This window comes from Burkholderia sp. AU4i (genome assembly GCF_000466765.1).
Lineage (GTDB): Bacteria > Pseudomonadota > Gammaproteobacteria > Burkholderiales > Burkholderiaceae > Burkholderia > Burkholderia cepacia.
In genome coordinates this window covers 43,663-56,045 of sequence record NZ_ASSI01000032.1, presented here as the reverse complement: position 1 = coordinate 56,045, position 12,383 = coordinate 43,663, and the positions used below count along the sequence as shown (strand labels likewise).

At 68.0% G+C, this 12,383-nt stretch carries 13 protein-coding genes; 6 read left to right on the top strand and 7 right to left on the bottom strand.

The features are described 5' to 3' along the window. Window positions 1-245: 245 nt before the first annotated feature. On the bottom strand, window positions 246-1,277 hold the full coding sequence (locus L810_RS05840; RefSeq protein WP_042973408.1) for a bile acid:sodium symporter family protein: 1,032 nt from the start codon (window positions 1,275-1,277) through the stop codon (window positions 246-248). 345 nt (window positions 1,278-1,622) lie between these two features. Between L810_RS05840 and L810_RS05835 the strand changes: the two genes are divergently transcribed. The 3 genes from L810_RS05835 (at window position 1,623) to L810_RS05825 (ending at window position 4,670) form a co-directional block, all read left to right on the top strand. Further along, a complete protein-coding gene (locus L810_RS05835) occupies window positions 1,623-2,105 on the top strand; it encodes a hypothetical protein (RefSeq protein ID WP_042973406.1) in 483 nt (160 codons plus the stop codon). A 345-nt stretch (window positions 2,106-2,450) separates the two neighbouring features. After that, window positions 2,451-3,527 carry a porin gene (locus L810_RS05830; RefSeq protein WP_021157443.1) on the top strand — a complete coding sequence of 359 codons (1,077 nt, stop codon included), beginning with the start codon at window positions 2,451-2,453 and terminating at the stop codon, window positions 3,525-3,527. Between the two features lie 180 nt (window positions 3,528-3,707). Beyond that, a complete protein-coding gene (locus L810_RS05825; protein ID WP_021157442.1) occupies window positions 3,708-4,670 on the top strand; it encodes a LysR family transcriptional regulator in 963 nt (320 codons plus the stop codon). A 103-nt stretch (window positions 4,671-4,773) separates the two neighbouring features. On the opposite strand, the gene L810_RS05820 is transcribed toward L810_RS05825, so the two are convergent. Then, window positions 4,774-5,733 (bottom strand): NAD(P)H-dependent flavin oxidoreductase, encoded by a 960-nt coding sequence (locus L810_RS05820; protein ID WP_006488640.1) that lies wholly within the window; start codon window positions 5,731-5,733, stop codon window positions 4,774-4,776. 307 nt (window positions 5,734-6,040) lie between these two features. On the opposite strand from L810_RS05820, the gene L810_RS05815 reads away from it, so the two are divergent. Then, on the top strand, window positions 6,041-6,937 hold the full coding sequence (locus L810_RS05815) for an alpha/beta fold hydrolase (protein WP_021157441.1): 897 nt from the start codon (window positions 6,041-6,043) through the stop codon (window positions 6,935-6,937). Window positions 6,938-6,964: 27 nt separating this feature from the next. On the opposite strand, the gene L810_RS05810 is transcribed toward L810_RS05815, so the two are convergent. Continuing rightward, window positions 6,965-7,456: an Lrp/AsnC family transcriptional regulator gene (locus L810_RS05810; protein ID WP_042973418.1), complete on the bottom strand. Its 492-nt coding sequence runs from the start codon at window positions 7,454-7,456 to the stop codon at window positions 6,965-6,967. A gap of 113 nt (window positions 7,457-7,569) precedes the next feature. On the opposite strand from L810_RS05810, the gene L810_RS05805 reads away from it, so the two are divergent. Beyond that, window positions 7,570-8,472 carry a DMT family transporter gene (locus tag L810_RS05805; RefSeq protein WP_021157439.1) on the top strand — a complete coding sequence of 301 codons (903 nt, stop codon included), beginning with the start codon at window positions 7,570-7,572 and terminating at the stop codon, window positions 8,470-8,472. 264 nt (window positions 8,473-8,736) lie between these two features. Here the strand turns inward: L810_RS05805 and L810_RS05800 are convergent, their stop codons facing one another. Genes L810_RS05800 through L810_RS05785 form a run of 4 tightly spaced genes read right to left on the bottom strand, consistent with a single transcriptional unit; the run spans window position 8,737 to window position 11,373 of the window. Then, complete coding sequence (locus L810_RS05800; protein ID WP_021157438.1) at window positions 8,737-8,943, bottom strand: DUF1289 domain-containing protein; 207 nt, start codon at window positions 8,941-8,943, stop codon at window positions 8,737-8,739. Next, entirely contained in the window at window positions 8,940-9,446 is a 507-nt protein-coding gene (locus L810_RS05795) for a YbaK/EbsC family protein (protein WP_027788969.1), read from the bottom strand. The genes L810_RS05800 and L810_RS05795 overlap by 4 nt, the downstream gene beginning before the upstream one ends. Before the next feature lie 26 nt (window positions 9,447-9,472). Then, window positions 9,473-10,405, bottom strand: coding sequence for a hydroxymethylglutaryl-CoA lyase (locus L810_RS05790; RefSeq protein WP_042973403.1), 933 nt, complete (start codon window positions 10,403-10,405; stop codon window positions 9,473-9,475). Window positions 10,406-10,431: 26 nt separating this feature from the next. Next, window positions 10,432-11,373: a 2-hydroxyacid dehydrogenase gene (locus tag L810_RS05785; protein WP_042973401.1), complete on the bottom strand. Its 942-nt coding sequence runs from the start codon at window positions 11,371-11,373 to the stop codon at window positions 10,432-10,434. Window positions 11,374-11,737: 364 nt separating this feature from the next. Between L810_RS05785 and L810_RS05780 the strand changes: the two genes are divergently transcribed. Continuing rightward, window positions 11,738-12,361: an RBBP9/YdeN family alpha/beta hydrolase gene (locus L810_RS05780; RefSeq protein ID WP_027788972.1), complete on the top strand. Its 624-nt coding sequence runs from the start codon at window positions 11,738-11,740 to the stop codon at window positions 12,359-12,361. The last annotated feature ends 22 nt before the right edge of the window (window positions 12,362-12,383 follow it).

Sequence of the window (12,383 nt, the reverse complement as noted above, 5' to 3'; positions counted from 1 at the left end):
GGGAAGGCGGAAGGCGGAAGGCGGAAGGCGGAAGGCGGAAGGCGGAAGGCAGAAGGCAGAAGGCAGAAGGCAGAAGGCGGAAGGCGGAAGGCAGAAGGCAGAAGGCAGAAGGCAGAAGGCGGAAGGCGGAAGGCAGAAGGCAGAAGGCAGAAGGCAGAAGGCAGAAGGCAGAAGGCAGAAGGCAGAAGGCAGAAGGCATAGCCCCGGGACGGCACGACCCGCCGGCCGTCCCGCTGCCCCGACCGTCAGCGCTTGCCCGCGCTCAGCGCGCCGGGCGCCGATGCCGCGTCGCCCTCGTCGTGCTCGCCGCTCGTGTCGCGCGCGCCCCAGCGCTGCGCGAGCGCCGCGCACGCCATGAGCTGGATCTGGTGGAACAGCATCAGCGGCAGCACGATCGCCCCGACCGCGTTCGCCGAGAAGATCACCTTCGCCATCGGCACGCCGGCCGCGAGGCTCTTCTTCGATCCGCAGAAGATGATCGTGATCTGGTCGGCGCGGTTGAAGCCGAGCCGCTTGCTGACGAACGCGGTCAGCAGGAGCGCGATCGCGAGCAGCACGAGGTTGACGACGAGCAGGCCGCCGAGCGCGCGCGGCGGGATCTGGTGCCAGAGGCCTTCGTTGACGGCCTCGCTGAACGCGACGTAGACGACCAGCAGGATCGAGCCCTGGTCGACGAAGCGCAGCACGCCGCGATTGCGGTCGATCCAGCCGCCGATCACGGGCCGCAGCAACTGGCCGGCGATGAACGGCACGAGCAGCTGCATCACGATGCTGCCGACGGTGCTCCACGGCGACGCGGCGGCGGCCGATTGCGACGTGATCATCAGCCCGACGAGCGCCGGCGTGACGAAGATCCCGAGCAGGCTCGACGCGGATGCCGCGCACACGGCGGCAGGCACGTTGCCCTTCGCAATCGACGTGAACGCGATCGACGACTGGACCGTCGACGGCAGCGTGCACAGGAACAGCACGCCCGCATACAGCGTCGGCGTGACGAGCGGCTGCAGCACCGGCTTCAGCGCGAGGCCGAGCAGTGGGAACAGCGCGAACGTGCTGAGCAGCACGACCGCGTGCAGCCGCCAGTGCGTCGCGCCCGCGACGACGGCTTCGCGCGACAGCTTCGCGCCGTGCAGGAAGAACAGCAGGCCGACGGCGATGTTGGTCGCCCAGTTGAACGCATGGGCGGCCGGACCGCGGCAGGGCAGCAGGCTCGCGAGCACGACGGTGCCGACGAGCGCGAGCGTGAAGTTGTCGGGAAGAAAACGGGGACGGGCCATCGGGAACTCGATTCGGAAACGACGGGGCGCGCGTCGCGCGCGCGGATGGCGCCATTGTCCCGGTTGATGATTCACTACACAAATTCATTGTGAGAATCGATTGATGATTCAATCTCATGCGGTGGCGTTCACGGCACCGGCCCGGCCATGCGCAAAACGGCAGAAGAATGTTCTGTCCCGGTTGCGTGCCGAAGTGAAAAAACCTAGCAGTAACATGGTGTTACACCGATGCCGGCGACATAACACTTTTTGGCTCGACACACTTTCGGCACGCTCATAAATTACTGCTGAAAGCCTTGGGTCGGCCGAAAGGAGCCGGCGGCGGGCATGGACAGGCATTGCACGATGACGGAACGGGTGAAACGGAAGATCGGACGATGGGTGGCGGGCGTGCTCGGCGCGTTGCTGATGCCGTTCGCGCTCGCGCAGCCGCCGCACGGCGGTCATGCGTTCGGCGGCCACGGTTTCGGTGGCGGCGACATGCGCGCGTACGGTCAGCCGGCCGGCGGGGCTCCCGTCTGGCGCCACGTTACGCCCCCCGCCGGTGCACGCGCCGGCGGCGTGAGCGGCTACGGTTCCCGCTGGGGGCTGCGGCCGACGCCGTCGTATGGCCATTACGCCGCGCAAAGCCCGTATCGCCCGATCAGCGCCGACGTGCGCCAGATGCCGCGCCCGCCGGGCGGCGGCAACGTGCCGCTGCGCGCCGGTTCGATCCGCGCCGACGTCGCGCGCTACAACGAGGAGCGCGGCGGCCGTCCGATGCCGCCGCCCCGCTCGCAGGAAGAGCCTGCGCACTCGCCGTATTTCTCCCCGTTCTACCGAAACTGAGCGCCCGCACGCTCGTCCCTCCGGCGGCTGATGCGAATTCGCCACAGTCGCGCACAGATTTCCGCTGATTTTCCCGTCGCATTGCGCTATCTTTCGCGCCCGGCTCGCATGTGCCACGCGGCCGTCCGGCCGTGCGACCGCGTCCACGCCGGGCCGTCGGCGGGTACCCGGCCATGTATCAATTCCGCGAAGTTAATGCTGCCGCTATACCCGCAATAAGTGTGCGCAATTTTGACCGGACGAATGATCCGTAAAGATGGCTGCGCCCCATACGACGCAAGCACTCGGCTCCAAAAAACAACGCTCGCGCCACTTATCGACAATTCGACAAAATCTGGAGATCCAATGAAAGCATTCGCTCGCCGTGCGTCGCGCACGTCCGTCAAGCTGATCGCCGCGGCTGCCTGCGTGGCGGCTACCGCTCCCGTCCATGCACAGTCGAGCGTGTCGCTCTACGGTCAGGTCGACGAATGGGTCGGCGCCACCAAGTTCCCGGGCGGCGACCGCGCGTGGAACGTGAGCGGCGGCGGGATGTCGACGTCGTACTGGGGCATGCACGGCGCCGAGGATCTCGGCAACGGCTACAAGGCGATCTTCACGCTGGAAAGCTTCTTCCGCGCGCAGAACGGCCAGTTCGGCCGCTTCCAGGGCGACACGTTCTTCGCACGCAACGCGTACGTCGGCATCGATTCGCCGTACGGCACGGTGACGGCCGGCCGCCTGACGACGCACCTGTTCCTGTCGACGATCCTGTTCAACCCGTTCTACGACTCGTACACGTTCTCGCCGATGGTGTACCACGTGTTCCTCGGCCTCGGCACGTTCCCGACCTACCCGAGCGACCAGGGTGCCGTCGGCGATTCGGGCTGGAACAACGCGCTGTCGTACACGTCGCCTTCGTTCGGTGGCCTGAATTTCGGCGCGATGTACGCGCTCGGCAACCAGGCCGGCGACAACGGCTCGAAGAAGTGGAGCGCGCAGTTCAACTACGCGAACGGCCCGTTCGCGGCGACCGCGGTCTACCAGTACGTGAACTTCAACAACGGCCCGCGTGACCTGAGCGCGCTGGTGGCCGGCATGAAGAGCCAGGGCATCGCGCAAGTCGGCGCGACCTACGACCTGAAGTACGTGAAGCTGTTCGGCCAGTACATGTATACGAAGAACGACCAGGTCGCGGGCAGCTGGCACGTGAATACCGCGCAGGGCGGCGTGTCGGTGCCGCTCGGCGTGGGCAACGCGATGGCGTCGTACGCATACTCGCGCGACGCGGGCGGCCTCGACCAGACGCGCCAGACCTGGGCCGTCGGCTACGACTATCCGCTGTCCAAGCGCACGGACGTCTACGCTGCTTACATGAACGACCACATCAGCGGCCTGTCGACCGGCAACACGTTCGGCGCCGGCATCCGCGCGAAGTTCTGACGCGCACGCGCGACCGCCGCGCCGGACGCGCGCGAAAAGCGCGTCCAGGCTGCATGTTTTCCCGCCAGAACGGCGTCGCCACTCGCGGCGCCGTTTTGCCTTTCTTGACCTTTCTGTTTCCCCGCCTTTGTTACCCTATCTCGTAATTGGACCATTCCCCCGTCATTACGAGCGAGTTCGATGGATACCCTCGTCAGCATGAATGTGTTTCGCTACGTCGTCGAAGTGGGCAGCTTCGTCGGCGCGGCGGAGCGCATGCAGATGTCGGCTGCGATGGCGAGCAAGCACGTGATGCATCTCGAGCAGCAGCTCGGTGCGCGGCTGCTGCATCGCACGACACGACGCGTCGCGCCTACCGAGGCCGGACGCGAATACTACGAGCGCCTCGTGCAGGCGCTGTCGGAACTCGACGAAGCCGGGCAGGCCGTCGGCGCCGCGAGCGTGGTGCCGCAAGGCAGGCTGCGCGTCACGTCGCTGTCCGCGTTCGGGCTGCGGCACGTGATGCAGGCCGTCACCGATTATGCGGGCCGGTTCCCGGACGTGACCGTCGACATGACGCTGTCCGATCGCGTGGTCGACCTGATCGAGGAAGGCTACGACGTCGCGGTGCGCGCGGCGCCGAACGGATTGAAATCGTCGTCGCTGGTCGCGCGGCAGATCGCGACCGCGCACATCCTGCTGGTCGCGTCGCCCGAGTATCTCGAGAAGCACGGCACGCCCCAGACGATCGCCGATCTCGCGCACCACAACTACCTGCGGCGCGATTCGAATTCGACGATGCTCGACGCGCTGGTGATCGACGCGGCCGCCGCGTCGCGCGTGAACCTGAACGGCAACCTGATCGTGAACCATCTCGAAGGGCTGCGTGCGGCCGTGCTCGCGGGCGCGGGCATCGCGCTGCTCGGCACCGAGGTGGTCGGCGACGACATCGAGTCCGGCCGGCTCGTGCCGGTGCTGATCGATGCGGTGCCGCCGCACGAGGCGCCGATCTATGCGGTCTACGCGAGCCGTCGTCACGTGTCCGCGAAGGTGCGTTCGTTCGTCGATTTCCTGGCGGCGCGTTTCGAAGGGCAGTCGCTGTGCCCGTCGATCGAATCGCGCCTGCGCGTGCTGCCGATCACGCGGATGAAGCGCGCGGTGTGAACCGTGCATCCCGCCGCGGCGGGGCGATGAAAACAAAAGCGCGAGCCGTTGCAGCTCGCGCTTTTTTTGTCTGGTCCGACGGGATGCGCGCCGGCGGCGGCCGTCAGCGCGGGATGCCGAGCCGCGCCTTCGCGTCGTCGTACTCGCGCTTCAGGCGCTCGACGAGCGCGCCCACGCTCGGCAGGTCGTCCATCAGGCCGACGCCCTGGCCGGCGCCCCAGATGTCCTTCCACGCCTTCGTCTTGTCGCTGCCGAAATTCATCTTGGTCTTGTCGGACTCCGGCAGCGCGTCCGGATCTAGGCCCGCCTTCTCGATGCTCTCGCGGATGTAGTTGCCGTGCACGCCCGTGAAGAGGTTCGTGTAGATGATGTCCGACGATTTCGCGTTCAGGATCGCGTGCTTGTAGTCGTCGATCGCGTGCGCTTCCTGCGTCGCGATGAAGCGCGTGCCCATGTACGCGAAATCGGCGCCCATTGCCTGCGCGGCGAGGATCGAGCCGCCATTCGCGATCGAGCCGGACAGCACGATCGGGCCGTCGAAGATCTTGCGGACTTCGCCGACGAGCGCGAACGGCGACGTCGTGCCCGCGTGGCCGCCTGCGCCGGCCGCGACGAGGATCAACCCGTCGACACCGGCCTCGAGCGCCTTCTGCGCGTGACGCAGGTTGATCACGTCGTGCAGCACGATGCCGCCGTAGCTGTGCACCGCGTCGACGATCTCGCGCGCCGGCGCGCGCAGGCTCGTGATGAAGATCGGCACCTTGTGCTCGACGCACACGCGCACGTCGTGCTCGAGCCGCGCATTCGACTGATGGACGATCTGGTTGACCGCGATCGGGCCGATCACTGCGTCGGGGTGCTTCGCCTTGTGGTCGGCGAGCTCGGACTGGATCTGCGTGAGCCACTCGTCGAGCAGTTCGGCCGGACGGGCGTTGAGCGCGGGGAACGAACCGACGATGCCCGCCTTGCATTGCGCGAGCACGAGTTCGGGGTAGCTGACGATGAACATCGGCGACGCGATGACGGGCAGCGTCAGGTTCTGCAGGACGGTGGGCAATGCCATGTAATGTCTCCAGTCTCCAGGGGCGGCCGCGCGGTCGCGCCGCCGCCATGCTTTGCGGTCGAACGGTCGTTCGAGTGTAGCTGCGGAACGACGCTGTAAAAACGAAGCGGTAAAACGAAGCTGCAAAAACGAGGTCGTCCTTATTAATACGAACGATCGTGCGATTCTACGCGAGCTTAACAAATCGCGCGGTGTGGCGGCAATCGAGGGAGTGTTCTCTTTCTAGGGATTCTGGTGTTTACCGCGCTGTGAAGACGCGCCGGCGCTCCTAAAATAACCGCCATAACAAACCAACGAGAAACAAACCATGTCGTTTGAGGCGTTTGCACCGTTTCGCGTGACGGTGCAGGACACCGACATTTTCGGTGTCAAAGGAGGCGCGGGTCCGCCGCTCCTGTTGCTGCACGGACATCCGCAAACCCACATGATCTGGCATCGCGTTGCCGCGACGCTCGCGAATCATTTCACGGTGATCGCCACCGACCTGCGCGGTTACGGCGCGTCGGGCAAGCCGCCGAGCGACGCGCAGCACGCGCCGTATTCGAAACGTGCGATGGCGGCCGACCAGGTCGCCGTGATGCGGCATTTCGGTTTCGAGCAATTCCATGTGTGCGCGCACGATCGCGGCGCGCGGGTCGCGCACCGGCTCGCGCTCGATCATGCGGACGCCGTCGAGCGGATGATGCTGCTCGACATCGCGCCGACGCTCGCGATGTACGAGAAAACCGATCGCGCGTTCGCGACCGCGTATTTCCACTGGTTCTTCCTGATTCAGCCGGAGCCGCTGCCCGAGACGCTGGTCGGCGCGCATACCGATGCCTACATCGAGCGCGTGATGGGCAACCGGTCGGCCGGGCTCGCGCCGTTCGCGCCCGAGGCGCTCGCCGCGTACCGGGCGGCGCTCGCGCAGCCGGGCGCCGTGCATGCGATGTGCGAGGACTACCGTGCGTCCGCGACGATCGACCTCGAGCACGACCGTGCGGATCTCGAGCGCGGCAACAAGGTCGCGTGCCCGCTGCGCGTGCTGTGGGGCGAGCACGGGATCGTCGGCCGCTGCTTCGATCCGCTCGACGAATGGCGCCGCGTCGCACGCGACGTCAGCGGCCGCGCGCTCGACTGCGGGCACTACATTCCGGAAGAGGCGCCCGTCGCGCTGATCGACGAACTGCTCGCGTTCTTCGAGGCGCGCGACGCGGCTGCCTGACGGCACGCGGGCGGCGCGTGCCGGTGCTCAGCGGGGCGCGCCGTCGTCCTCGACGAGCGGCGGCAGCCGGCGCGGCACCGGCGTCGATTTCACGATCGCGGTGCTCGTCTCGGCGCGCTCCGTCACTTTCGACAGGATGTCGTCGAGGTGCGCGATCGTGCGCAGGTAGAGCCGGCAGATGAAGCAGTCGTCGCCGGTGACCTTGTCGCACTCCACGAATTCGGGAATCCGGCGCAGCATCTCTTCGACGAGATGCAACTGGCCGGGCAGCGGCTTCACGCGGACGATCGCCTGCAGCGTGTAGCCGAGCGCGCGCGGGTCGAGCTCGACGGTGAACGCGGCGATCACGCCTTGCGCCTCGAGCCGCCGCACACGATCGGCGGTCGCGGGGGCCGACAGCCCGATCTGCCGGGCGAGCTCACTGGTTGCGATACGCGCGTCGTCGGCCAGCGCCGCGAGGATCGCGCGGTCGGTCGCGTCGAGCGACGCGACGGCGGGCGGGGAAAGGCGTTTCGGCATGATCGCTTTGCTTTCGAAGGTCAATCGGCTGATTCGCTTCAGTTTAGCCGTGGTTGCGGCGAAAGCAAGTTTCTAGAATCGAGGTCATCCACTCTCTTTCAATGGAGTTCATGATGGCCTCGAATGAAATTCGCCGCGGTGCCGCCGAGATGGTCGTCGCGATGCTGATGTCCGGCACGATCGGCTGGCTCGTGATGTCGTCGCAGCAGCCGCTGACGAACGTCGTGTTCTTCCGCTGCCTGTTCGGCGCCGCGACGCTCGCGATCGTCTGCGCGGCATTCGGCTTCCTGCGCCGCGCGCTGTTCTCGCCGCGGATGCTCGCGCTCGCGACGCTCGGCAGCATCGCGATCGTCGCGAACTGGCTGCTGCTGTTCGCTGCCTATTCGCGTGCATCGATCTCGATGGCGACCGCCGTCTACAACACGCAGCCGTTCATGCTCGTCGCGCTCGGCGCGATCGTGTTCCGCGAGCGGATCACCGCGTCGACACTCGCGTGGCTCGCGCTCGCGTTCGTGGGGCTCGTCGCCGTGGTGCGCGTCGAGCCGGCCGTGCTCGCGGTGCCGGGCGAATATCTGGAGGGCGTCGCGCTGTCGCTCGGCGCGGCGTTCCTGTATGCGATCTCGTCGATCGTCACGAAGCACCTGAAGGGGACGCCGCCGCACCTGCTCGCGTTGCTGCAGGCCGGTATCGGCATCGTGCTGCTCGCGCCGTTCGCGCACTTCGGCACGCTGCCCGCGACGACCGGGCAGTGGCTCGACCTGATCGTGCTCGGCGTCGTCAACACGGGCCTGATGTACGTGCTGCTGTACGGCGCGATCCAGAAGCTGCCGACCGCGATGACCGGCGCGCTGTCGTTCGTCTATCCGGTCGTCGCGATCGTCGTCGATCACTTCGCGTTCGGGCAGACGCTCGCGTGGACGCAGGTGCTCGGCGCGCTGCTGATCCTGCTCGCAGCGGCCGGCGTGAATCTCGGCTGGCGCATCGTGCCCGCGCGTCGCGCGGCAGTCGGCAACTGAAACGGTCGTACGATTCGGGGTCGCGGCGGGGGTCACGGCGGCGCGTCGAATGCGGTTTTCGGGAACGGGTCTTGCACGCGGATGGCGTGCTCATGGCGAGCAAAAGCGGGGCGCGCGCACGCGTGGAAGGCGCTGTAAGAAGTTGTAGGGAAACACCCGATGCGAGCGGTGCGCGTCGCTCGTATGATGCGGGCTGTGACGTTGATCACGTTCACAGGATTCCGATCTCGATGCCGTTCGCCCGTCAGGCTGAACGGCTTTTTTTTATGCGCCGCTCCTCGCAATCAGGCGCCGCCGCGCATCGAGCCGCGCGAGCAGCACGCGCCTCGCGTCGTCATCCGACGTGCGCCATCCCTTGATCTCGTCGCGCGTACGCAGGCAACCCGCGCACCAGTCGGTGCGCGGATCGATCCGGCATACGTCGGTGCACGGCGAGGCCACCGTGCCGACCGGTACCACGACGTCGCTCATGCGGATTCCCGCAATGCGACGTCCGCGACCGGCGCGCCCGTCAGCGACACCAGTTCGTTCGGCGACAGGTTGAACACCGCGTGCGGATGGCCGGCGGCCGCCCACAGGCTGTCGAGCTCGAGCAGGTCGGCGTCGATCAGCGTGACGGGTTCGACGAGATGGCCGATCGGGCAGACGCCGCCGATCGCGTAGCCGGTGTTGTCGCGCACGAACTTCGCGTCCGCGCGGCCGACCGCGCCGACCTGCGCGGCGACCTTCTTCTCGTCGACACGATTGACGCCGCTCGCGACCACGAGCACTGGCGCGCCGTCCGACTGGCGGCGAAACAGGATCGACTTCGCGATCTGCGCGACCGAGCAGCCGAGCCCGGCCGCGGCCTCGGCCGACGTCTTGCCGGTTTCGGCGAGCATCACGATGCCTTTCGCATGGCCGCGCTCGCGCAGCAGCAGCGCGACGCGTCGCGCGGAATCGGGGAGGGAATCGAATGAAGCGGGTGTCGTCATGTTGAGGAATCCATCGAATACCGGGGTCATACGCAGTTCGCGGCGTCGGCCGCGCTCTGCGCCTTGGCGAGCAGTGCACGACCGGCGCGCGACACGTTCGCGCGGCCGATCGCGTTCGAGATGAAATCGCCGGCGGCGACAACCTGCGCGAGATCGATGCCGGTGTCGATGCCGAGGCCCTGCATCAGGTACAGCACGTCCTCGGTCGCGACGTTGCCGGTCGCGCCCTTCGCGTACGGGCAGCCGCCGAGGCCCGCGACCGACGCGTGGAAGATCTCGATCCCTTCGAACAGCGCCGCGTAGATGTTCGCGAGTGCCTGGCCGTAGGTGTCATGGAAGTGGCCCGACAGGCGTTCGCGCGGGAACACGCGCGTGACGGCCGACAGCACTTCGCGCGTGCGCTTCGGCGTGCCGACGCCGATCGTGTCGGCGATGTCGATCTCGTCGCAGCCGAGCGCCGCGAAACGCTCGACGACGTCGACGACCGATGCGACCGGCACTTCGCCCTGGTACGGGCAGCCGAGCGTGCACGACACGCTGCCGCGCAGCCGCAGGCCTGCGTCTTTCGCGGCCTTCGCGACGGGCTCGAAGCGCGCGATGCTCTCGGCGATGCTGCAGTTGATGTTCCGCTGCGAGAACGCCTCGCTGGCCGCGCCGAAGATCACGACTTCGTCGGCGCGCGCGGCGAGCGCATTCTCGAAGCCCTTCAGGTTCGGCGTGAGCACCGAGTACACGGTGCCCGGGCGGCGCTCGATGCCGGCCATCACGTCGGCACCGTCGGCCATCTGCGGCACCCATTTCGGCGACACGAACGACGCGGCCTCGACGTTGCGGAAGCCGGCGCGCGACAGCCGGTCGACGAGCGCGATCTTCACGTCGGTCGGCACGAAGGTCTTCTCGTTCTGCAGCCCGTCGCGCGGGCCGACTTCGACGATCTTGACGGCGGTGGGGAACGTCATGGTTGTCTCCAGGTTTGCTTGCAGGTTCAGTAGCCGCGCGTGTAGTCGACGATGCCGCCGATGCGCTCACCGCGCTCGAGCGCGCGGATCTTGCCGGCGATCTGCTCGACGGCCTCCGCGCGCAGCGTCTCGGCCGAGCTGTGCGGTGTGATCGTGATGCGCGGCGCGCGCCAGAACGGGTGATCGTCGGGCAGCGGCTCCTGGTGGAACACGTCGAGCGTCGCGGCGGCGATCCGGCCGCTCGCGAGCGCATCGAGCAGGTCGGCCTCGACGAGATGCGCGCCGCGCGCGACGTTGACGACATACGCACTGGGCGCGAGCCGCGCGAATGTGCGGGACGACAGGATGCCGTCGGTGTCGGGCGTGCTCGGCAGCAGGTTGACGAGCACCTTCGCGCCGTCGATGCACGCATCGAACGCACCGTCGCCGGCGAAAGTCGTGACGCCGGCGAGCTGCTTCGCGCTGCGGCTGTAGCCGCGCACGGGCAGGCCGAGCGCGGCGAGCGCGAGCGCGACTTGCGCACCGAGCACGCCGAGGCCGAGCACGGCGACGGTGAAGCTCGCGCGCGCATGCGGCTCGAGCGGCTGCCAGCGGCGCTCGCGCTGCTGCGCGTCGTATTCGTCGAAGCGGCGCAGGTAGCGCAGCACCGCGTGCGTCACGTATTCGACCATCTGCTGCGCCATGCCCGAATCTTCCAGCCGCACGAGCGGCACGTGCGGCGGCAGCGTGCCCGGTTGCGCGCGGTCGAGCGCGAGCAGCGCGTCGACGCCGGCGCCGAGGTTGAAGATCGCGCGCAGGCCGTCGCGCGGGGTGAAGAATTCGCGCGGCGCGCGCCAGACGAGCGCGTAATCGGCGGCGGCCGTGTCGCCCGGCTGCCACGCGCGCAGTTCGGCTTCCGGCAGCGCATGCGCGATCTCGTCGCGCCACGCGCCTGCTTCCTGGTGCGGGGAATGGAACAGGATCTTCATTGGACGACTGCGCGCGCGCCGGCGAGGCGCGTCACGGGAACGGCGAGCGGAGCCGGGCGCGGCGCGCCGGCGGGCGTAGCGGACATCGGGCGTCTCCTGACGACCGGGCGCCCGGCGCGCATCGGCGCCCGGCCCCGGTTCCGTGTGAAGCTGACGGGAAGCCCACATTCTACGGTTTCGCGGCACATCGCGCGCCGGTGCGCGGGGCGGGCGACCGGCGCGGGTAACCGTCGGCGCGGGCGACTCGCGGAGGGCCGCCCCGCGGATGGCCGCCCCGCGCAAAAGCAAATCACAAAATATTGGTTCGGCCGCCGGGCGCGCCGCGCCACAATCGAATCCCGTCTTCAAGCAAGCGAGGGCAATCATGCGCGCATGCAGCAAATCGGCGTGGCCGCCGCGCCTCGTTACCGTTCCGGGCCTGCACGGCAGCGAAGGCGCGCACTGGCAGACCTGGCTCGAACGGCAGTTCCCGCGCTCGCTGCGCGTCGAGCAGGACGACTGGGACGCGCCCGATCTCGCGCGCTGGGCGCAATCGGTGCGCACCTTGCTCGACCGCGAACGCGGCCCGTTCGTGCTGGCCGCGCACAGCTTCGGCTGCCTCGCGACCGCGCATGCGCTCGCGCAGTGGCCGCGTACGGGCGATGTCGCGGGCGTGCTGCTCGTCGCGCCCGCCAGTCCGAAGAAATTCACGTTTGCCGGGCCGTTCGACGCGCGCCGGCTCGCCGTGCCGTCGATCGTGATCGGCAGCGAGACCGATCCGTGGATGCCGCTTGCCGATGCGCGCACGCTTGCGCAGCACCTGGGCAGCGCGTTCGTGAACCTCGGCGACGCCGGGCACATCAACACCGCGGCCGGCTTCGGGCCGTGGCCGCGCGCGAAGTACTTCATCGACACGCTCGTCCACTGCGCGGCGCCGCTGCGCTTTCGCGACGCGGACGACGGCTTCGAGGCCGCGCTCGTCGATCGCGCGCTCGCGCACGCGATCTGATTCCGCCGGGCCGGGCGGGCGA